Genomic DNA, 19,996 nt, shown 5'->3' with positions numbered 1-19,996 from the left:
AAGAATTTGCCTGGCGGCTTTAGCGCGGTGGTCCCACCTGACCCCATGCCGAACTCAGAAGTGAAACGCCGTAGCGCCGATGGTAGTGTGGGGTCTCCCCATGCGAGAGTAGGGAACTGCCAGGCATCATACAGGACCCCCCGGTGACGCGGGAGGGGAGAAATACCTGAAGCCGCTACAATAAACGGCATCAGTAAAATTCGGTGGAGCGGTAGTTCAGTTGGTTAGAATACCTGCCTGTCACGCAGGGGGTCGCGGGTTCGAGCCCCGTCCGTTCCGCCACCCTTTTTAGGGGCGTAGTTCAATTGGTAGAGCACCGGTCTCCAAAACCGGGTGTTGGGGGTTCGAGTCCCTCCGCCCCTGCCATAAATATCAATCCTTTGCTTTTGCAAAGGATTTTTTTTTACCCTTATTTTTTGCGCTCCAGGCCACCGTTACCTGCGGTTGGGTCTGATTTTGTAACATTATTGCTTACTGCGTATTGACCGGATATTTAATGAGCTGTCGGATATGTGACTGTTGGTCGCTGTTTTGCAGCCAGACAGCATACAGCGGCCGCACGGCAACCGGTGTATCCGGAATAGCCAACAGATCATCGTATTCTTTACCCCAGATATCGGGCAGAAAAGCACAGGCGCCTGTAGTCGCTAATAGCTGACGCGCTAGCTGAGCTGAGGTGGTAGTTAATACCGCGACATCATCAGCGCCTGTCATAAAGCTTTCATGTTGATGAAAATCGGCACCCCATTCCAGTTTTATGTAATCATATTTATCCCGTTTTTCGCTATGTCTGGCGCGAAACAGATGCAAAGTGATATGACCAATTTGCTGACTGGTCAGTTCATCCATCTTAGGGGCTTCCGTGGTGATTAACAGGTCCAGCTGTCGCTCATGAAGCTGCTTGACCAGAAGATGGCGTTGCGCCACGCGGGCTTCAAGACGCAGGCTGTCACGGTTTTCATACAACGTTTGCAACCATGGCGTGAGGTAGGCCTCCCATAAAGATGCACTGGCACCAATTGACAGTTCGTGATGTTGCTGGGTATGGGAAACTTCTTTTTTTGCCATCAGCCAGGTATTCATCAGGCTTTCAGCATAGGGAAGCAAACGTTCTCCGGCAGCGGTCAGGCGAATGTTATTCCGGTGACGGGTAAACAGGTTTACACCCAGTTGGTTTTCAAGCTGGCGGATACGAAAGCTGACGGCTGATTGTGTCAAATAAAGCGCCTCGGCAGCCCGGCCAAAGTGGCGGGTTCTGCTTACTTCGAGGAAAGTTTTCAGTAATTCCGAATCCACGTCCATCTCCTGAAAATAATTTGTCGTTATGATTTAAATGTTTTGTTTTACACTCTGTCAAGCCTATCTAATACTCCGCGCCATAAATAGCACGGCCATTGAAGAGTCAGGAGCGTGTAAAATGGCGGATAGCTTTGCAACAACTAATCGTTTTTTTGATAACAAAAATTATCCACGTGGTTTTTCCCGCCATGGTGATTTCACCATTAAGGAAGCGCAACTGCTGGAACGTCACGGTTATGCGTTTAATGAACTGGATTTGGCTAAACGTGATCCGGTGACTGACGAAGAGCGTCAGTTCCTTGAGGTTTGCCGCGGTCTGCGTGAGCCTCAAACAGAACCTGAACGCGTGTGGAGCAAATATATGGCACGCATTAAGCGGCCTAAACGTTTCCATACGCTCTCTGGTGGTAAACCCCAGATGGAAAGCATAGAAGATTATTCTGACAGTGACGATTAACCAGCATTAAATCTGAGGAGCCGCAAGGCTCCTTTTTTATGTGGTTTGTTTGATTAGGTGAATAAGCAACCGATCCACCGCCCGATAACTGATAGCCTCCTGCAAATGGTGGCGCTCAATGTGTAAATCACCACAGAGATCGGCAAGCGTCCGGGCGACTTTAAGCAGGCGCTGCCATGCCCGGACTGATAAACCTAACTGATGAAAAATCTCTTCCAGCCAGGCGGCATCGGCGCTGCTGATAGCACAATACTGGCTGACGTCCTGGTTGTTCATTGCCGCATTAATTTTACCGCTGCGGGTTAGCTGGCGTTCTCTGGCAAGCTTTACCCGGGCGCGTACCGTTTTACTGCTATCTCCCCGTGCAGCATGACCGCTCAACATGCCGGGTGGCAGTAATGGGACTTCAATTGATAAATCAAAGCGATCCAGCAGTGGGCCAGACAGGCGTGAAAAATAGCGTAATGTCTGTTGTGGTGAGGCCCGATTGTGCTGCCCGGCGTAGTGTCCGGTGGGGCTGGGATTCATTGCTGCAATCAGTTGAAAACGCGCGGGATAGGTCACTTTAGCGCGCGATCGTGAGAGATGAATTTCCCCTGATTCCAGGGGTTCACGTAGTGAGTCCAGCGTACTACGGCCAAACTCTGGCAATTCGTCGAGAAACAAAATGCCATGATGCGCGAGTGAGATCTCACCTGGGCGCGGGATGGCACCACCGCCAATCAGCGCATAACGGGAAGCCGTGTGATGAGGTGCTCTGAATGGCCTCTGGCGCCATTTTTGCCAGAGGGGGGCGTTGCTGACCAGACTGATAATGGCCGCACTCTCCAGCGCCTCCTGCTCGCTTAACGCCGGTAATAAGCCCGCCAGGCGTGTAGCCAGCATGGTTTTACCGGTACCGGGAGGCCCCAGTAATAATAAGTTATGGCCGCCTGCCGCGGCTATCTCCAGCGCGCGTTTAGCCTGTTGCTGACCAATGATATCCGTCAGACAGGGGAAGTCCGCATCATTGGGGGGATCCGGTGGCGGGACAATTGCTTCTGGCAGAGGCGGGCTGCCATGGAAAAAGCTGCTTATTTCCTGTAAATGGTGAGCGACCAGGCTCTTACCCTGACCGATCAGACCGACTTCACGTTGATTGATCACTGACAGAATAAGCTGGCGCCTCGCATTCAGGGCGGCTATGGCTGCCGGAATGGCGCCCTGGACATAGCGTAGTTCACCGGTCAGCGCCAGTTCGCCGACGAACTCATAATCACTCAGGCGTTCGGCAGGTATCTGATCGGAAGCGCTAAGAATGGCCATGGCAATAGGTAAATCATAGCGTCCCCCTTCTTTGGGTAAATCCGCCGGCGCCAGATTGACGGTAATGCGCCGGGCAGGAAATGAAAAACCGCTATTAATAATGGCACTGCGTACCCGATCGCGGGCTTCTTTTACCGTTGTTTCCGGCAGGCCAACCAGGGTAAAGGCCGGCAAACCGTTACTGATATGCACTTCAACAGTGACCAGCGGCGCATCAACCCCGATGGCGGCGCGGGTATAAATTCGGGCTAAAGACATACGGTGACTCCTTTCGGTCAGTCTGGCGCAAAGCGCGCCGGAAACCGACAGGCAAGATAAGGGTTTGCGGGACCGCTCGCAGCCGTTGTTGTTTTTGCTGAAAACTGACTCTGACCTGTGAGAGCAGGCTGGCTACTGGCGCTGCGAAAATGTGCTGAATCATTACGCCCCTGTCGTAATGAGAAAAATTCAATTATGGTATTGCGATTGTTTTATAAGATGTTTTTTTGCAATGCGCGCTGGCAATGTCAAAAAAAAGTTGAAGTATTGATGAAAACTGTGATAACTCTGTAGGCATTACTTCGAACAAACGAGTTATTCGAGTCCAGATGAAAGCCGTTCTACGAGTCGTCAGCCTAGTCGTCATTCGCGTCGTCGTGATTATTATCACGCCGTGCGGGGCTACGCTCGGAGGAACAAAGGCTTAATAAACAAGCCGATTTTCTAAAGAACCCCCGCACCGAAAGGTCCGGGGGTTTTTTTTATCACTCAATTTTAGTCATAAGGAACACATCATGATAACTAGCATAAAATGCTGTTGTTCCCGCAAAAACACGGGAGAATAGCAATGACAGGTGCACAGTGGGTAGTACAAGCATTACGCGCGCAGGGGGTTGAAACCGTGTTTGGTTATCCGGGTGGCGCAATAATGCCTGTTTATGACGCGCTCTATGATGGCGGCGTTGAACACCTGCTGTGTCGTCATGAACAGGGTGCGGCCATGGCGGCTATTGGCTATGCTCGCGCCACCGGCCGGGTCGGGGTATGTATTGCGACTTCTGGTCCGGGGGCGACAAATCTGATAACCGGACTGGCGGATGCGCTGATGGATTCCGTTCCCGTCGTGGCCATTACCGGGCAGGTCTCTTCCGGGTTTATTGGCACCGATGCGTTTCAGGAGATCGATATGCTCGGCATGTCATTGGCCTGTACTAAACACAGTTTTTTGGTGCAATCTCCTGACCAGTTGCCGGTGATCATGGCCGAAGCGTTCGCGATTGCAACCTCCGGTCGACCGGGGCCGGTGTTGATTGATATCCCTAAAGACATTCAGTTATCCAGCCACAACTTTGACCCGCATCTGATACCCGTTGAAGCCCAACCCCTCACGCCCGATCATCAACTCAATTCTGCACGTAACATGCTGGCGCAAGCGAAAAAGCCCGTTTTGTATGTAGGGGGCGGGGTGGGTATCGCCGGTGCGGTGCAGGCGTTACGTGAGTTTACTGCCCTCACCGGTATCCCATCAGTGGCGACGTTAAAAGGGCTGGGTGCACCAAATCCTGACGATGCCTGTTATCTGGGAATGCTGGGGATGCACGGCGGAAAAGCAGCCAACCTGGCGGTGCAACAGTGTGATTTGCTGTTAGCGGTGGGGGCGCGTTTTGATGACCGGGTGACCGGGAAGCTGGATACTTTTGCGCCCCATGCGGCGGTAATTCATCTTGATATTGACCCGGCTGAACTGAACAAATTACGCCGGGCGCATATTGCCATCCAGGGCGATATCAACGCACTGTTGCCGGCCCTGGCACAGCCCCTGTTCATTGCCGACTGGCGTGACGAGGTGCAAAGGCTGAAGAAAACGCACCACTGGCGTTATGATCACCCGGGTTCGGCTATTTTCGCTCCGTTGTTGTTAAAGCAGCTTTCTGATCGCAAAGCAGATTCGTCGATAGTCACAACCGACGTTGGACAACATCAAATGTGGGCGGCACAGCATATGCGTTTCACGCGCCCGGAAAATTTTATTACGTCCAGCGGGCTTGGCACTATGGGGTTTGGTCTGCCCGCAGCGGTAGGTGCACAGATAGCCCGGCCGGATGATGTGGTGATCTGCATTTCCGGTGACGGGTCTTTTATGATGAATGTGCAGGAGCTCGGCACCATCAAGCGCAAACAGCTGCCGGTAAAAATTCTCCTGCTGGATAACCAGCGCCTTGGCATGGTGCGCCAGTGGCAGCAGCTGTTCTTTTCCGGGCGCTACAGTGAAACCAATCTTTCCGATAATCCCGATTTCCTGACGCTGGCCAGCGCCTTTGGCATACCGGGCCAGCGTATTAGTGAAAAACAGCAGGTTGACGCCGCATTAGACGCGTTGCTGCACAGTAAAGGACCCTATCTGCTACATGTCGCCATTGACGAACATGAAAACGTCTGGCCGCTGGTTCCGCCGGGAGCCAGCAACGAAAATATGATGGAGAAAATCTTATGATGCAGCATCAATTGTCTATCGAAGCGCGCTTTCGTCCGGAAATACTTGAACGCATTTTACGTGTCGTCCGTCACCGTGGCTTTACGGTATGTACTATGAACATGGCGAGCACCAGTAATGCCGACAACATTAATATTGAAATGACCATTGCCAGTCAGCGCCCTGTCGATTTACTGTCAACGCAGTTACGCAAACTGATGGATGTCGCCTGCGTGGAAGTTCAGCAGCAGGCATCGCAACAAATTCGTGCATGATCGCTCGCATATAGCGGCTGGATCGCACAGATGTACTGATAATAAACAACATAACATACCGCGCCTGTCGCGAAAGGAATAAAGAATGTCGACGAAAAAAGCTGACTTTATCTGGTTCAATGGTGAGATGGTTAAATGGGAAGAGGCAAAAGTCAGCGTCATGTCTCACGCCCTGCATTACGGCACCTCGGTATTTGAAGGGGTACGTTGCTACGATACTCACAAAGGTCCGGCTGTCTTCCGTCATCGCGAACATATGCAGCGCCTGCACGACTCGGCAAAAATTTATCGTCTGCCCATCAAATACAGCATTGATCAGCTGATGGACGCCTGTCGTGAGGTATTACGAAAAAATAACCTGAAAAGCGCGTATATTCGTCCGCTGGCTTTCGTTGGCGATGTCGGGCTGGGTGTGAATCCGCCGGACGGCTTTACCACCGATATTATTATTGCTGCGTTTCCCTGGGGCGCCTATCTGGGACCGGAAGCGCTTGAACAGGGGATCAGCGCGATGGTCTCTTCGTGGAATCGGGTGGCACCAAATACCTTGCCGACAGCGGCTAAAGCCGGCGGTAATTATCTCTCTTCTCTGCTGGTTGGTAGCGAAGCGCGCCGGCACGGCTACCAGGAAGGTATTGCGCTGGACACCAACGGCTATATTTCCGAAGGCGCGGGTGAAAACCTGTTTGAAGTCAAAGATGGCATCCTGTTTACCCCGCCGTTCAGCTCTTCAGCGCTGCCTGGTATCACCCGTGATGCAATTATTACCCTGGCAAAGGATGTCGGTATTGAGGTGCGTGAACAGGTGCTGTCGCGAGAGTCACTCTATCTGGCCGATGAAGTTTTCATGTCCGGCACCGCCGCAGAAATTACGCCGGTACGCAGCGTTGATGGTATTCAGATTGGCGCTGGTAAGCGTGGGCCGGTGACGGAACGTATTCAGAAAGCGTTCTTTGGTCTGTTCACCGGCGAAACAGCCGATAAATGGGGTTGGCTGGATGCGGTAAACCGATAATAACCACCTGATTTTGCGGGCCGCTCGCCGGCTTTTAATGCACCTTGCCAGAGACAAAATGTGACCGGCAGGCCCGCCCATTATTAAAACTGGAGTAAACAGAGCATGCCTAAGTATCGTTCCGCTACCACCACCCACGGCCGTAATATGGCCGGTGCCCGCGCTTTGTGGCGTGCGACCGGCATGACCGACGATGATTTCGGCAAGCCGATTATCGCGGTGGTCAACTCCTTTACACAGTTCGTGCCGGGTCACGTTCATCTACGCGATTTGGGGAAACTGGTCGCAGAACAAATTGAAGCTGCTGGCGGCGTGGCCAAAGAGTTTAATACCATCGCGGTTGACGATGGTATCGCCATGGGACACGGTGGCATGCTGTATTCCCTGCCTTCACGTGAACTGATCGCCGACTCTGTTGAATATATGGTGAACGCACATTGTGCCGATGCCATGGTGTGTATTTCTAACTGCGATAAAATCACGCCAGGAATGCTTATGGCCGCATTGCGCCTGAATATTCCGGCCATTTTTGTTTCCGGTGGGCCGATGGAAGCTGGCAAGACCAAACTGTCCAATCAGCTGATTAAGCTGGATTTGGTGGATGCGATGATCCAGGGAGCCAACCCCAACGTCAGCGATGCTGACAGTGAACAAATTGAACGTTCAGCCTGCCCGACCTGTGGTTCCTGTTCGGGGATGTTTACGGCCAACTCGATGAACTGCCTGACCGAAGCACTGGGACTGTCTCAGCCGGGAAATGGATCGCTGCTGGCGACACATGCCGATCGTAAACAGCTGTTTTTGTCTGCCGGTGAGCGGATTGTTAGCCTGGCCAAACGTTATTACGAACAGGATGACAGCAGCGTTCTGCCGCGCAACATTGCCGCTAAGCCAGCGTTTGAAAACGCCATGACGCTGGACATTGCCATGGGTGGATCGACCAACACCGTGCTGCACCTGCTGGCAGCGGCGCAGGAAGGGGAGATTGATTTTAATATCTCCGATATCGATCGCCTGTCCCGCAAAGTTCCCCATTTGTGCAAGGTGGCACCGAGCACCCAGAAATATCACATGGAAGACGTGCACCGCGCCGGTGGGGTAATGGGCATTCTGGGCGAATTAGATCGCGCCGGTCTGCTGGATACCTCGGTGAACAATGTCCTGGGAACCACCCTGCGTGAAACGCTGAACCATTATGACATTATGCTGACCGACAGTGCGGCGGTAAAAACCATGTTCCGCGCCGGGCCGGCGGGTATCCGTACCACCCAGGCTTTTTCGCAGGATTGTCGCTGGGACAGCGTTGACGACGACCGCAAAGCAGGCTGTATCCGTTCACGCGAGCATGCCTATTCGCAGGACGGAGGGCTGGCGGTGCTGTATGGCAATCTGGCTGAAGATGGCTGTATCGTCAAAACCGCCGGTGTGGATAAAGAGATCCTTAAATTTCGTGGACCAGCCAAAGTGTATGAAAGCCAGGAAGACGCGGTAGACGCTATTCTCGGCGGCAAAGTGGTTGCCGGCGACGTGGTGGTGATTCGTTATGAAGGCCCCAAAGGCGGACCGGGAATGCAGGAAATGCTTTATCCGACCACTTACCTTAAATCGATGGGACTGGGTAAAAGCTGTGCGCTGATTACTGACGGGCGTTTTTCTGGCGGTACATCGGGGTTGTCTATTGGCCACGCGTCGCCAGAGGCGGCCAATGGCGGCACCATCGCACTGGTGGAAGACGGCGATATGATCGATATCGATATCCCAGGTCGTGCTATCCAGCTGGACGTGGCGGAAAGGGAATTACACGCCCGGCGTGAGGCGCAACAGGCGCGTGGTGACGCAGCGTATACGCCACGCAATCGTCAGCGTGACGTCTCTTTTGCCCTGCGAGCCTATGCGTCACTGGCAACCAGCGCTGATAAAGGGGCCGTACGCGACAAGAGTAAACTGGGAGGCTAAAGGATTATGGCTCAATCTCAACCGCTACCTGCAAATCCTTGCGGAGCGGAATATCTGCGGGCGGTATTACGTTCGCCGGTATACGAAGTAGCGCAGGTGACGCCACTGGAAAAGATGGAGAAGCTCTCTTCTCGTCTGAGTAATACCATTCTGGTTAAACGCGAAGACCGGCAGCCGGTACATAGCTTTAAGCTGCGTGGCGCCTACGCCATGATTGCTGGATTAAGTGAAGAACAGAAAGTGCGGGGGGTAATCACCGCCTCGGCGGGTAACCATGCTCAGGGCGTGGCGCTGTCGGCCACGAGACTGGGTATTAAATCGCTGATTGTGATGCCGCTGGCGACCGCAGACATTAAAGTAGATGCCGTGCGGGCGTTTGGTGGCGAGGCGTATCTTTTCGGCGCTAATTTTGACGAGGCAAAAGCCAAAGCGATTGAACTGGCGCACGCTGAAGGCTATACCTTTGTACCGCCGTTTGACCACCCGGCAGTCATTGCCGGCCAGGGCACGCTGGCCATGGAGCTTTTACAACAGGATGCACACCTTGACCGGATATTTGTGCCGGTTGGCGGCGGTGGCCTGGCGGCGGGTGTGGCCGTGTTGATAAAGCAGCTGATGCCACAAATTAAAGTTATTGCGGTGGAATCGGAAGACTCGGCCTGTCTGAAAGCGGCTTTACTGGCCGGCGAGCCTGTGGATTTGCCGCGCGTGGGGCTGTTTGCTGAAGGCGTTGCGGTTAAGCGCATTGGTGATGAAACCTTCCGTCTGTGTCAGTCATATATCGACGACATTATTACCGTGGATAGCGACGCCATTTGCGCTGCCATGAAAGACCTGTTCGAAGATGTGCGTGCGGTGGCCGAGCCGTCCGGGGCGCTGGCGCTGGCAGGGATGAAAAAGTACATTCAGCAGCATAATCTGCGGGGTGAGCGTCTGGCCCATGTCCTTTCCGGGGCCAACGTAAACTTTCACGGCTTGCGTTACGTTTCTGAGCGTTGCGAACTGGGTGAACAGCGTGAAGCGCTGCTGGCGGTGACCATTCCGGAAAAACAGGGGAGTTTTCTTAACTTCTGTCAGCTACTGGGCGGTCGTTCAGTCACTGAGTTCAACTACCGCTATGCCAATGAAAAAGACGCCTGTATTTTTGTTGGTGTGCACCTGAGGCGTGGTCTGGAAGAGCGCGCGGAGATTATTCGCCAGCTAAGGCAAGGGGGGTATAACGTCGTTGACCTCTCTGACGATGAGATGGCCAAGCTACACGTACGCTATATGGTGGGCGGCCGTCCTTCCAAACCATTGCAGGAACGGCTTTATAGTTTTGAATTTCCTGAAGCGCCCGGAGCGTTGCTGAAATTTTTGCAAACCCTTGGGACACACTGGAATATCTCTTTATTTCACTATCGTAGCCATGGTACCGACTTCGGGCGGGTACTGGCAGCATTTGAGCTGGGAGAGGCGGAACCCCGCTTCGAACAGCATCTGGCGGCGCTGGGTTATGATTATCATGATGAAACCAGTAACCCGTCATTTCGTTTTTTTCTGGCGGGAAGCTGATCACAGAATGCTCCAGAATGCAGCAATCGGCGGCTCGCTGAGCCGCTGTTTCTGCACGCAGACTCCCAGTTCGAAAGGGGCGACCGAGGCAGCATGGCCCAGATCGAGGATACGGTTACGCACCGGCTCAGGGCTGTTTTCCAGTACCACATCGGGGAGCAGGGCAATTCCACAACCCAGTGCAACCATTGACACAATGGCTTCATGACCGGATACCGTGGCATAGATCTGGGGTGCACTGATGCGTTCACGGCGTAGCCAGAGATCGATACGCTGGCGAGCGGGTCCCTGTTCCGGCAGGATAAAAGGCACCTGTGACCAGTCCGGATTTTCTTCGGTAGCCAGAGTGCGTACCGGGCAGGGTAGCGCCGGAGCAATCAGAATCAGCGGAATAAGTCCCAGAGGAATAAAGTCGATACTGGCCGGCAGATTTTCTGGCCGGCCAGCGATGGCCAGATCGGCCTCGGCGGACTGTACTTTTTCTACGGCATCGGCTGCATCCCCGGTGGTGAGTTTGATTTCAACCAGCGGATGTTCGGCGCGAAAACGGTCGAGAATGGGTGGAAGGTGGCTGTATGCGGCGGTAACGGAACAAAACAGATGCAGTTCACCGCTCAGCGATGGACCATGCTGGGCGAGGGTATGGCGCATTTGCTGATATTGCAGCAGCGTTTGTTGTGCGAACTGCCGTAACTGCTCGCCGGCTTCGGTGAGCGTCACCGTGCGGTTATCACGTAAAAACAGAAACTGGCCCAGCTCCTCTTCTATGCGTTGAATCTGACGCGATAGCGTTGAGGGGCTGACATGCATCGCGCGTGCGGTGCGGCCAAAATGGCGACTTTCCGCCAGATGAAGAAATAATTTAAGGTCGCGTAGATCCATGAGCAGTCTGCCAGGTTATGTTGCATTTATTGCAATGTGATGTTGTTAATATATCAATTTAAGCAACACATTTCCTGTCATATGATGAGGTTAATTTCCGGCAGCGCAGACTGATGTGCTACAGACAGAATAATGACAAACACGAATAACGAGGTCCCTATGGCTAATTACTTTAACACGCTGAACCTGCGCAATCAGTTAGCGCAATTAGGAAAATGTCGCTTCATGACGCGGGATGAATTCGCCGACGAAGCCAGCTATCTGAAAGGCAAAAAAGTGGTCATCGTGGGCTGTGGTGCACAGGGACTCAATCAGGGGCTGAATATGCGCGATTCCGGTCTGGATATTGCCTATGCGCTGCGCCCGGAAGCCATTGCCGAAAAACGTGCCTCATGGCGCAAAGCCAGCGAGAATGGTTTCAAAGTCGGCAGCTATGAAGAACTGATTCCTCAGGCCGATCTGGTGATTAACCTGACGCCGGACAAACAGCACTCGTCGGTGGTTAAGGCGGTACAGCCGCTGATGAAAGATGGCGCGGCGCTGGGCTATTCCCACGGCTTTAACATTGTTGAAGTGGGTGAAACCATTCGTAAAGATATTACCGTTATCATGGTGGCACCAAAGTGTCCGGGTACCGAAGTGCGTGAAGAGTATAAGCGTGGCTTTGGCGTACCGACGCTGATTGCGGTGCATCCGGAAAACGATCCGAAAGGCGAAGGGATGGCGCTGGCGAAAGCCTGGGCTGCCGCCACCGGTGGTCATCGTGCTGGCGTGCTGGAATCCTCCTTTGTGGCAGAGGTAAAATCTGACCTGATGGGAGAGCAAACCATATTGTGTGGCATGTTACAGGCCGGTTCGTTGCTGTGCTTTGACAAGCTGGTTGCTGATGGCACCGATCCGGCCTATGCCGAAAAACTGGTGCAGTTCGGCTGGGAAACCGTGACCGAATCACTGAAATTTGGCGGTATCACTCTGATGATGGATCGCCTGTCAAACCCGGCCAAACTGCGTGCTTACGCGTTGTCTGAGCAGCTGAAAACCATTATGGCGCCGCTGTTTCAGAAACATATGGATGACATTATTTCTGGTGAGTTTTCGGCAGGCATGATGGCCGACTGGGCTAACGACGACAAAAAGCTGCTCAGCTGGCGTGAAGAGACCGGCAAAACCGCCTTTGAAACGGCACCGCAGTTTGAAGGTAAAATTGGCGAGCAGGATTACTACGACCAGGGCGTGCTGATGATTGCCATGGTGAAGGCCGGTGTTGAGCTGGCGTTTGAAACTATGGTAGACGCCGGTATTATCGAAGAGTCAGCCTACTACGAGTCATTGCATGAGCTGCCGCTGATCGCCAATACCATTGCCCGTAAGCGCTTATACGAAATGAACGTGGTGATTTCCGATACCGCTGAATATGGTAACTATCTGTTCTCGTTTGCTGCCGTGCCACTGCTGAAAGAATTTATGACAACGCTGCAGGCCGGCGATCTCGGCAAGGCGGTTGCTGCCAGCGGCGTGGATAATGCCCAGCTGCGCGACGTTAACGAAGCGATTCGTAACCATCCTATCGAAGCGGTAGGTCGCAAGCTGCGCGGTTATATGACCGATATGAAGCGTATCGCGGTTGCCGGCTAACGGCCCGGGATATGAATACAAGGCGTCCCAGGTGGACGCCTTTTTTATGGCGGCAATGAGCAGGCATCCGTAAGATGACCCGATCGTTTTGCCACGCGGCAACCGAAACCGTATATCTGGTGATATTCACCGTAAGGACACTTCCATCAGTGACGATAAAGAACCTTAATAATATGGTAGCCAAAACGGGTATGCAGCGGACCGTATGGCTGCAGTAATGGACAGGAAAATACCGCTTTATCAAACGCGGCAACCATTTGTCCTTTGCGAAACTCTCCCAGATGCCCCCCTTTTTTACCTGACGGGCAGAGAGAATGTTTCTTCGCCAGCTTGTCAAAGTCGGCGCCTTTGCGGAGTTGCTCCAGGAGTTGCTGCGCCAGTTTTTCTTCTTTAACAAGGATATGTAGCGCCGCTGCGTTTTTTGCCATGATCGTGACCTGCGTGTTGGTTATACTAAGCTGCGTCCCGTTATGCGGCGGGCAGTGAGTATTATTTTATCTCAGCCAACTATCATGAGTGAATCCTGGTTATGCGTTTGAACGCCGGTCAACAACAAGCCGTTGAATTTGTCACCGGACCCTGTCTGGTGCTGGCGGGTGCCGGTTCCGGTAAAACGCGTGTTATCACCAATAAAATCGCCTACCTGATCCGCGAATGTGGTTATCAGGCGCGTCATATTGCCGCGGTGACTTTTACCAATAAAGCCGCACGTGAAATGAAAGAGCGTGTTGCACAAACGCTGGGGCGTAAAGAGGCCCGCGGGCTGATGATTTCCACTTTCCACACTCTGGGGCTGGATATTATTAAGCGTGAATACGCCGCACTGGCCATGAAGTCTAACTTCTCACTGTTTGACGATCAGGACCAGATGGCGTTGCTGAAAGAGCTGACCGCCCAGTGGCTGGAAGAGGACAAAACCCTGTTGCAGCAGCTGATTGCCACCATTTCTAACTGGAAAAACGATTTGGTCGATCCCGCCGGTGCAGCGGCGCTGGCCCGCTCTGAACGCGACACCCTGTTTGCTCACTGTTATGGCTTGTACCATGCCCATCTTAAAGCCTGCAACGTAATCGATTTTGACGATCTGATTTTGCTGCCAACCCTGTTATTACAGCGTGATGAGACGGTACGCGAACGTTGGCAGCAGCGCATTCGTTATCTGCTGGTGGATGAGTATCAGGATACTAACACCAGTCAGTATGAGCTGGTTAAGCTGCTGGTGGGGCAGCGTGCACGCTTTACCGTGGTGGGCGATGATGACCAGTCTATCTATTCATGGCGCGGCGCGCGGCCACAGAATCTGGTGCTGCTGAATCAGGATTTTCCGGCTCTGCAGGTGATTAAACTGGAACAGAACTATCGTTCTTCGCAGCGCATCCTGAAAGCAGCGAATATTTTGATTGCTAATAATCCCCATGTTTTCGAAAAGAAGCTGTTTTCCGATTTAGGCTACGGTGCTGAACTGAAAGTGATCACGGCCAACCATGAAGAGCATGAGGCTGAACGGGTAACCGGTGAACTGATTGCCCACCATTTTATTAATAAAACGCAGTATAAGGATTACGCCATTCTTTATCGCGGTAATCATCAGTCGCGGGTATTTGAAAAAATGCTGATGCAAAACCGCATCCCTTACCGTATTTCCGGCGGCACTTCCTTCTTCTCGCGCCCGGAAATTAAGGATTTGCTTGCTTATCTGCGGGTACTAACCAATCCACAGGACGACAGCGCCTTCCTGCGCATCGTCAACACCCCGCGCCGGGAAATTGGTCCGGCGACCTTGCAAAAGCTGGGTGACTGGGCAACCGCACAAAACAAGAGCTTGTTTAATGCCAGTTTTGATCTCGGTCTGGAACAGACGTTAAGCGGGCGTAGCCTTGAATCGCTGCAGCGTTTTACACACTGGCTGCGTGAGATAGCCCATCTGGCGACGGATGAGCCGATCAATGCGGTACGCGATCTGATTCGCGGTATCGACTATCAGAGCTGGCTGTTTGAAACCTCGGTCAGCCCGAAGGCGGCAGAAATGCGTCTGAAAAATGTCGATACCTTATTCAGCTGGATGACCGAAATGCTGGAGGGCAACGAGCTGGATGAGCCCATGTCACTGGCGCAGGTTGTTACCCGCTTCACCTTGCGCGATATGATGGAGCGTGGTGAAAACGAAGAAGACACCGACCAGGTTCAGCTGATGACGCTGCATGCTTCAAAAGGGCTGGAGTTTCCCTATGTTTTTCTGGTGGGAATGGAAGAAGGATTATTGCCGCATCAAAGCAGTATTGATGAAAATAATATCGAAGAAGAACGACGCTTGGCCTATGTTGGCATTACCCGGGCGCAGAAAGAACTGACCTTTACCCTGTGCCGCGAGCGGCGTCAGTATGGTGAACGGATCTGCCCGCAACCGAGTCGCTTTTTACTGGAACTGCCGCAGGATGATTTGCAATGGGAGACAGAACGTAAGGTCGTCAGTCCTGAACAACGTATGAAAACTGGCCAGAGTCGGGTAGCCGGACTGCGGGCTATGCTGGATAAGTCACGCGGTGGCTGACATGAGTCCGTCGCGCAGCCAGTAAAAAACTGCGGCGTCACCGCGTACAAACCGGCGTTATCGGTTCAATTTTTATATTTTTTTTATATCCTTCCCGCTTCTTTTTACACCTATTTTATTGCCGCCTGCGCAGACTGGATACTTCTGAAAAGTGGTGTCGGAGGTCAACAATGAGCATGGTGGTATTTGCGGGTATCCTGCTGGTATTTCTGCTGCTGGGCTATCTGATTTATGCCCTGGTCAACGCGGAGACATTTTAATGGCGACCAGTACTTTTTTATTCATTGCCAGTTTTCTGGCGATATTGATGCTGCTCGCCCTGCCGTTGGGCAAGGCCATGGCGGTGATGGTGGAAGATCGTCCGTGGCCGGGACTTGCGACTATTGAGCGGCAAATCTGGCGAATCTGCGCGGTGACCGATCGCGCCATGGACTGGCGGCAATATCTGCTGGCACTGATGCTGTTCAACATCGCCGGCATGCTGGTGCTGTTCGTGCTGCTAATGGTTCAGGGTAGTCTGCCGCTTAACCCCCAGCATCTGCCGGGGCTGAGCTGGCATCTGGCCCTGAATACGGCGGTCAGCTTTGTCACGAATACTGACTGGCAATCCTACAGCGGAGAAAGCACGCTGAGCTACTTTAGCCAGATGGCAGGGTTAACGGTACAAAACTTTCTCTCTGCTGCCAGCGGTATTGCGGTGGCTTTTGCGTTGATCCGCGGTTTTGCTAACCGTTCCTGCGCCTTGCTGGGGAATGTCTGGCGCGATCTAACACGCATTACGCTCTGGATGCTGCTGCCGCTCGCATTACTGATGGCGTTGTTCTATATCAGCCAGGGCGGGCTACAAAGTTTAGCGCCGTATCTGCACTTCACTACGCTGGAAGGAAGCACGCAAACGCTGGCACTGGGACCGGTTGCCTCTCAGGAAGCGATTAAATTACTCGGCACCAACGGCGGAGGTTTCTTTAACGCCAACTCAGCCCATCCGTTTGAAAACCCGACGGCATTGACCAACATTGTGCAAATGCTGGCGATTTTTCTTATTCCCGCCGCCCTGTGTTTCACCTTTGGCGAACGGGTGAAAGACCGGCGTCAGGGACAGGCACTGCTCTGGGCGATGGCGGTGTTGTTTGTGGTCGCGGCGCTGATAGTTATCCGGGCTGAGCAACAGGGGAATCCACATCTGCTGGCGCTGGGCGCCGACAGCAGTAGCAATATGGAAGGCAAAGAAACACGGTTTGGCATAGTGGGATCGGCGCTGTTTTCCGTGGTGACCACGGCGGCGTCCTGTGGTGCGGTTAACGCGATGCATGATTCGCTGACGCCGCTGGGCGGCATGGTAACAATGCTGTTAATGCAGATAGGTGAAGTGGTGTTTGGCGGCGTTGGTTCCGGGCTGTATGGCATGCTGCTGTTTGTACTGCTGGCGGTGTTTATTGCCGGCTTAATGATTGGCCGTACGCCAGAATACCTCGGTAAAAAAATCGATGTGCGGGAAATGAAAATGACCGCGCTGGCTATCCTGGTCACGCCGACGCTGGTGTTACTTGGCAGTGCACTGGCAATGATGCTTCCAGCCGGGCGTGAAAGCATGGCCAACCCGGCTATTCACGGTTTCAGTGAAGTGCTGTACGCGCTCTCTTCCGCGGCAAACAATAACGGCAGTGCTTTCGCCGGTCTGAATGCCAATAACCCTTTCTGGAATCTGCTGCTGGCATTTTGCATGTTTGTCGGCCGCTTTGGCGTCATTGTGGCCGTGATGGCGATAGCCGGTTCCTTGTCGGTCAAACCGGTTCAGCCAGCAGGCAATGGCACATTGTCCACCCACGGTTTTCTGTTTACCTCGTTGTTAATCGGCACGGTATTGCTGGTGGGCGTACTGACGTTTATTCCGGCGCTGGCGCTGGGGCCAATTGCCGAACATTTACAGATGATCCGCCAGTAAGGGTCGGGGAGCACCTATGAATAACGCAACACAGATGAAGCTGGACCGGCGGTTAGTGCGCGTCGCCCTGGTGGATGCTTTCAGTAAGCTGGACCCGCGCATACAGTTTCGTAACCCGGTGATGTTCGTGGTCTGGCTGGGGAGCGTGCTGACTACGCTGCAGGCGCTGGCAATGAGCAGTGGAAAGATGGTCGGACCAGCCGGTTTTACCTGGGCTATCGCTATCTGGCTATGGTTCACCGTCCTGTTTGCTAATTTTGCTGAGGCACTGGCCGAAGGTCGCAGTAAAGCGCAGGCCAACAGCCTGAAAGGGGTAAAACGCACCAGTGACGCCAAAAAAATGGCGCAGCCTCACTATGGTGCCCAGACCGTTAAGGTGGCGGCTGACACCTTGCGCAAAGGGGATGTGGTACTGGCAGAAGCAGGGGATATCATTCCCTGTGACGGGGAGGTTATTGAAGGCGGCGCCTCGGTTGATGAAAGTGCAATAACCGGTGAGTCAGCGCCGGTTATCCGCGAAGCCGGAGGAGATTTCTCTTCCGTTACCGGAGGAACGCGTATCCTCTCTGACTGGCTGGTGATTGAGTGCAGCGTCAATCCTGGCGAAACCTTTCTTGACCGTATGATTGCTATGGTGGAAGGCGCCAAACGGCGTAAAACCCCTAATGAAATCGCACTGACTATTCTGCTGATTGCCCTGACAATCGTTTTTCTGCTGGCCACCGCCACGCTGTGGCCTTTTTCCCTGTGGGGAGGGCAGGCTGTCAGCGTTACGGTCCTGGTGGCGCTACTGGTCTGTCTGATTCCGACCACTATCGGTGGCCTGCTGTCTGCTATTGGCGTGGCGGGAATGAGTCGCATGCTGAAAGCGAATGTGATTGCGACCAGTGGCCGGGCGGTAGAGGCAGCGGGCGACGTTGATGTACTGATGCTGGATAAAACTGGCACTATCACTCTGGGTAATCGCCAGGCGACACAGTTTTTACCGGCACCGGGAGTCAGTGAGCGCCAGCTGGCCGATGCTGCCCAGCTGGCATCGTTGGCAGATGAAACGCCGGAAGGGCGCAGTATTGTTATCCTTGCTAAGCAAAAATTTAATCTGCGTGAGCGCGATCTGCAAAGCAGTGGTGCCACCTTTGTACCGTTTTCAGCGCAAACGCGCATGAGTGGGGTCAACATACAACACCGTATGCTGCGTAAAGGGGCCGCAGAGGCCATCCGCCGCCATGTGGAGGCCAACGGTGGCCAGTTCCCCCCCGAGGTTAATAAGCTGGTGGAGGCGGTGGCGCGAGCCGGGGGCACGCCGCTGGTAGTGGCAGAAGGCGCTACGGTGACGGGGGTGGTGGCACTGAAAGATATTGTCAAAGGGGGGATTAAAGAACGGTTTGCCGAAATGCGTAAGATGGGGATTAAAACCATTATGATCACCGGTGACAATGCGTTGACTGCTGCCGCGATTGCCGCAGAAGCGGGTGTGGATGATTTTCTCTCGGAAGCAACACCGGAAACCAAACTGGCGCTGATTCGCCAGTATCAGGCTGACGGGCGGCTGGTAGCAATGACCGGCGACGGTACGAACGATGCGCCTGCGCTGGCGCAGGCTGACGTCGCGGTGGCGATGAATTCCGGGACTCAGGCGGCAAAAGAGGCGGGCAACATGGTGGATCTTGACTCCAATCCGACCAAACTGCTGGAAGTGGTGCACATTGGTAAGCAGATGCTGATGACGCGCGGTTCACTGACGACGTTCAGTATTGCTAATGATGTTGCTAAATATTTTGCCATTATTCCGGCTGCCTTTGTGGTGACCTATCCGCAGTTAAACACGCTGAATATTATGCAGTTGCATTCGCCGCAGTCAGCGATTCTCTCGGCGGTGATCTTTAACGCGCTGGTGATTGTGTTTCTGATCCCGCTGGCCTTAAAAGGCGTCAGTTATCGTCCTCTCAGTGCTGCCGCACTGCTGCGGCGCAATTTGTGGATTTACGGGGCCGGCGGCCTGGTGGTGCCTTTTATCGGCATTAAACTGATTGATATTGTTCTGACCGCGTTGGGTCTGGCCTGAGGAGAGAAATCATGTATCAATTACGCCCCGCGCTGCTGCTGTTAATGTTGTTCACCCTGCTAACCGGAATAGGCTACCCGTTACTGACCACCCTGCTGGGACAGTGGTGGTTCCCGTTCGAGGCAAACGGCTCGTTGCTAAGCGAGAATAACCGGGTGCAGGGTTCGGCGCTGATCGGCCAGCGTTTTACGCGCCCTGAGTATTTTCAGGGCCGGCCTTCTGCAACGGCAGATTTTCCCTATAATCCATTGGCTTCCTCCGGCAGTAATCTTGGGCCAACAAATCCTGCTTTGTATGCGGCGATTAAGCAGCGGGTGGCAGATCTTAAGGTGGCCAATCCGCAGCAACATGGGCCGGTGCCGCTGGGGCTGGTTACCGCTTCAGCCAGCGGGCTTGACCCGCATATTTCACCACAGGATGCTTACTGGCAGGCACCGCGCGTGGCGGCGGCCCGCCATTTGTCGTTATCTGAGGTGGAGCAGCTGATCGCCGATAATACTTACCGGCCGGTTCCCGGATTTATTGGCCCGCCGGGCGTAAATGTATTGCTGCTTAATAACGCGCTGGATAAATTAACCCGTTAACGCTTTTCGCCGGGGCTACCG

The 19,996-nt window shown here is 53.5% G+C and carries 17 protein-coding genes, 2 tRNA genes and 1 rRNA gene; 16 read left to right on the top strand and 4 right to left on the bottom strand.

Annotated features, from left to right (window positions below; genetic code table 11):
• The first annotated feature begins 9 nt into the window (after nt 1-9).
• The 3 genes from rrf to BL249_RS15410 all read left to right on the top strand — a co-directional run bounded on the left by rrf (nt 10) and on the right by BL249_RS15410 (nt 366).
• Nucleotides 10-125: ribosomal RNA gene (rrf, locus tag BL249_RS15420) — 5S ribosomal RNA — on the top strand.
• Nucleotides 126-205: 80 nt separating this feature from the next.
• A tRNA-Asp gene (locus tag BL249_RS15415) sits at nt 206-282 on the top strand.
• A gap of 8 nt (nt 283-290) precedes the next feature.
• Nucleotides 291-366: transfer RNA gene (locus tag BL249_RS15410), tRNA-Trp, on the top strand.
• Nucleotides 367-471: 105 nt separating this feature from the next.
• Here BL249_RS15410 and hdfR read toward each other — a convergent pair.
• Nucleotides 472-1,296: an HTH-type transcriptional regulator HdfR gene (hdfR, locus tag BL249_RS15405; RefSeq protein WP_099705899.1), complete on the bottom strand. Its 825-nt coding sequence runs from the start codon at nt 1,294-1,296 to the stop codon at nt 472-474.
• A gap of 121 nt (nt 1,297-1,417) precedes the next feature.
• Here hdfR and BL249_RS15400 point away from each other — a divergent pair, with 121 nt between their 5' ends.
• Nucleotides 1,418-1,756: a DUF413 domain-containing protein gene (locus tag BL249_RS15400; protein ID WP_099705896.1), complete on the top strand. Its 339-nt coding sequence runs from the start codon at nt 1,418-1,420 to the stop codon at nt 1,754-1,756.
• Between the two features lie 36 nt (nt 1,757-1,792).
• On the opposite strand, the gene BL249_RS15395 is transcribed toward BL249_RS15400, so the two are convergent.
• A complete protein-coding gene (locus BL249_RS15395; RefSeq protein ID WP_099705895.1) occupies nt 1,793-3,319 on the bottom strand; it encodes a YifB family Mg chelatase-like AAA ATPase in 1,527 nt (508 codons plus the stop codon).
• Between the two features lie 329 nt (nt 3,320-3,648).
• Here BL249_RS15395 and BL249_RS15390 point away from each other — a divergent pair, with 329 nt between their 5' ends.
• From BL249_RS15390 to ilvA, 6 genes are all read left to right on the top strand, one after another.
• Entirely contained in the window at nt 3,649-3,747 is a 99-nt protein-coding gene (locus BL249_RS15390) for an IlvGEDA operon leader peptide (protein ID WP_099705894.1), read from the top strand.
• Between the two features lie 140 nt (nt 3,748-3,887).
• Nucleotides 3,888-5,534 (top strand): acetolactate synthase 2 catalytic subunit, encoded by a 1,647-nt coding sequence (gene ilvG / locus BL249_RS15385; RefSeq protein WP_099753258.1) that lies wholly within the window; start codon nt 3,888-3,890, stop codon nt 5,532-5,534.
• Nucleotides 5,531-5,788 (top strand): acetolactate synthase 2 small subunit, encoded by a 258-nt coding sequence (gene ilvM, locus BL249_RS15380; protein WP_099705892.1) that lies wholly within the window; start codon nt 5,531-5,533, stop codon nt 5,786-5,788. The genes ilvG and ilvM overlap by 4 nt, the downstream gene beginning before the upstream one ends.
• A gap of 85 nt (nt 5,789-5,873) precedes the next feature.
• Nucleotides 5,874-6,803: a branched-chain amino acid transaminase gene (locus BL249_RS15375; protein WP_099705891.1), complete on the top strand. Its 930-nt coding sequence runs from the start codon at nt 5,874-5,876 to the stop codon at nt 6,801-6,803.
• A gap of 105 nt (nt 6,804-6,908) precedes the next feature.
• Nucleotides 6,909-8,759, top strand: a complete 1,851-nt coding sequence (ilvD, locus tag BL249_RS15370) for a dihydroxy-acid dehydratase (protein ID WP_099705890.1) — start codon at nt 6,909-6,911, stop codon at nt 8,757-8,759.
• Nucleotides 8,760-8,765: 6 nt separating this feature from the next.
• Entirely contained in the window at nt 8,766-10,313 is a 1,548-nt protein-coding gene (gene ilvA, locus BL249_RS15365) for a threonine ammonia-lyase, biosynthetic (protein WP_099705889.1), read from the top strand.
• Here ilvA and ilvY read toward each other — a convergent pair whose 3' ends face one another.
• Entirely contained in the window at nt 10,314-11,195 is an 882-nt protein-coding gene (ilvY, locus tag BL249_RS15360) for an HTH-type transcriptional activator IlvY (RefSeq protein ID WP_099705888.1), read from the bottom strand. It abuts the gene before it with no gap.
• A 159-nt stretch (nt 11,196-11,354) separates the two neighbouring features.
• On the opposite strand from ilvY, the gene ilvC reads away from it, so the two are divergent.
• The gene (gene ilvC, locus BL249_RS15355) at nt 11,355-12,830 is read left to right on the top strand and encodes a ketol-acid reductoisomerase (RefSeq protein ID WP_099705887.1); all 1,476 of its coding nucleotides are present in this window, start codon (nt 11,355-11,357) and stop codon (nt 12,828-12,830) included.
• A 146-nt stretch (nt 12,831-12,976) separates the two neighbouring features.
• On the opposite strand, the gene ppiC is transcribed toward ilvC, so the two are convergent.
• Entirely contained in the window at nt 12,977-13,258 is a 282-nt protein-coding gene (gene ppiC / locus BL249_RS15350) for a peptidylprolyl isomerase PpiC (RefSeq protein ID WP_099705886.1), read from the bottom strand.
• A 101-nt stretch (nt 13,259-13,359) separates the two neighbouring features.
• Here ppiC and rep point away from each other — a divergent pair, with 101 nt between their 5' ends.
• The 5 genes from rep to kdpC all read left to right on the top strand — a co-directional run bounded on the left by rep (nt 13,360) and on the right by kdpC (nt 19,975).
• Nucleotides 13,360-15,381, top strand: a complete 2,022-nt coding sequence (gene rep, locus BL249_RS15345) for a DNA helicase Rep (protein ID WP_099705885.1) — start codon at nt 13,360-13,362, stop codon at nt 15,379-15,381.
• A 170-nt stretch (nt 15,382-15,551) separates the two neighbouring features.
• Nucleotides 15,552-15,641 carry a K(+)-transporting ATPase subunit F gene (kdpF, locus tag BL249_RS15340; RefSeq protein ID WP_099705884.1) on the top strand — a complete coding sequence of 30 codons (90 nt, stop codon included), beginning with the start codon at nt 15,552-15,554 and terminating at the stop codon, nt 15,639-15,641.
• The gene (kdpA, locus tag BL249_RS15335) at nt 15,641-17,326 is read left to right on the top strand and encodes a potassium-transporting ATPase subunit KdpA (protein ID WP_099705883.1); all 1,686 of its coding nucleotides are present in this window, start codon (nt 15,641-15,643) and stop codon (nt 17,324-17,326) included. Before kdpF ends, kdpA begins: the two co-directional genes overlap by 1 nt.
• A gap of 16 nt (nt 17,327-17,342) precedes the next feature.
• Nucleotides 17,343-19,391, top strand: a complete 2,049-nt coding sequence (gene kdpB / locus BL249_RS15330) for a potassium-transporting ATPase subunit KdpB (protein WP_099705882.1) — start codon at nt 17,343-17,345, stop codon at nt 19,389-19,391.
• An 11-nt stretch (nt 19,392-19,402) separates the two neighbouring features.
• A complete protein-coding gene (kdpC, locus tag BL249_RS15325; RefSeq protein WP_099705881.1) occupies nt 19,403-19,975 on the top strand; it encodes a potassium-transporting ATPase subunit KdpC in 573 nt (190 codons plus the stop codon).
• The last annotated feature ends 21 nt before the right edge of the window (nt 19,976-19,996 follow it).

It is taken from the genome of Erwinia sp. OLFS4, from assembly GCF_002752165.1.
Lineage (GTDB): Bacteria > Pseudomonadota > Gammaproteobacteria > Enterobacterales > Enterobacteriaceae > Izhakiella.
This window is presented reverse-complemented; position numbering and strand designations above follow the sequence as displayed.

Bases quoted from the DNA above. Each gene is read 5' to 3' on its own strand.
- BL249_RS15400 (WP_099705896.1), top strand. From the start codon at position 1,418: ATGGCGGATAGCTTTGCAACAACTAATCGTTTTTTTGATAACAAAAAT.
- BL249_RS15395 (WP_099705895.1), bottom strand. From the start codon at position 3,319: ATGTCTTTAGCCCGAATTTATACCCGCGCCGCCATCGGGGTTGATGCG.
- BL249_RS15390 (WP_099705894.1), top strand. From the start codon at position 3,649: ATGAAAGCCGTTCTACGAGTCGTCAGCCTAGTCGTCATTCGCGTCGTC.
- ilvG (WP_099753258.1), top strand. From the start codon at position 3,888: ATGACAGGTGCACAGTGGGTAGTACAAGCATTACGCGCGCAGGGGGTT.
- ilvM (WP_099705892.1), top strand. From the start codon at position 5,531: ATGATGCAGCATCAATTGTCTATCGAAGCGCGCTTTCGTCCGGAAATA.
- BL249_RS15375 (WP_099705891.1), top strand. From the start codon at position 5,874: ATGTCGACGAAAAAAGCTGACTTTATCTGGTTCAATGGTGAGATGGTT.
- ilvD (WP_099705890.1), top strand. From the start codon at position 6,909: ATGCCTAAGTATCGTTCCGCTACCACCACCCACGGCCGTAATATGGCC.
- ilvA (WP_099705889.1), top strand. From the start codon at position 8,766: ATGGCTCAATCTCAACCGCTACCTGCAAATCCTTGCGGAGCGGAATAT.
- ilvY (WP_099705888.1), bottom strand. From the start codon at position 11,195: ATGGATCTACGCGACCTTAAATTATTTCTTCATCTGGCGGAAAGTCGC.
- ilvC (WP_099705887.1), top strand. From the start codon at position 11,355: ATGGCTAATTACTTTAACACGCTGAACCTGCGCAATCAGTTAGCGCAA.
- ppiC (WP_099705886.1), bottom strand. From the start codon at position 13,258: ATGGCAAAAAACGCAGCGGCGCTACATATCCTTGTTAAAGAAGAAAAA.
- rep (WP_099705885.1), top strand. From the start codon at position 13,360: ATGCGTTTGAACGCCGGTCAACAACAAGCCGTTGAATTTGTCACCGGA.
- kdpF (WP_099705884.1), top strand. From the start codon at position 15,552: ATGAGCATGGTGGTATTTGCGGGTATCCTGCTGGTATTTCTGCTGCTG.
- kdpA (WP_099705883.1), top strand. From the start codon at position 15,641: ATGGCGACCAGTACTTTTTTATTCATTGCCAGTTTTCTGGCGATATTG.
- kdpB (WP_099705882.1), top strand. From the start codon at position 17,343: ATGAATAACGCAACACAGATGAAGCTGGACCGGCGGTTAGTGCGCGTC.
- kdpC (WP_099705881.1), top strand. From the start codon at position 19,403: ATGTATCAATTACGCCCCGCGCTGCTGCTGTTAATGTTGTTCACCCTG.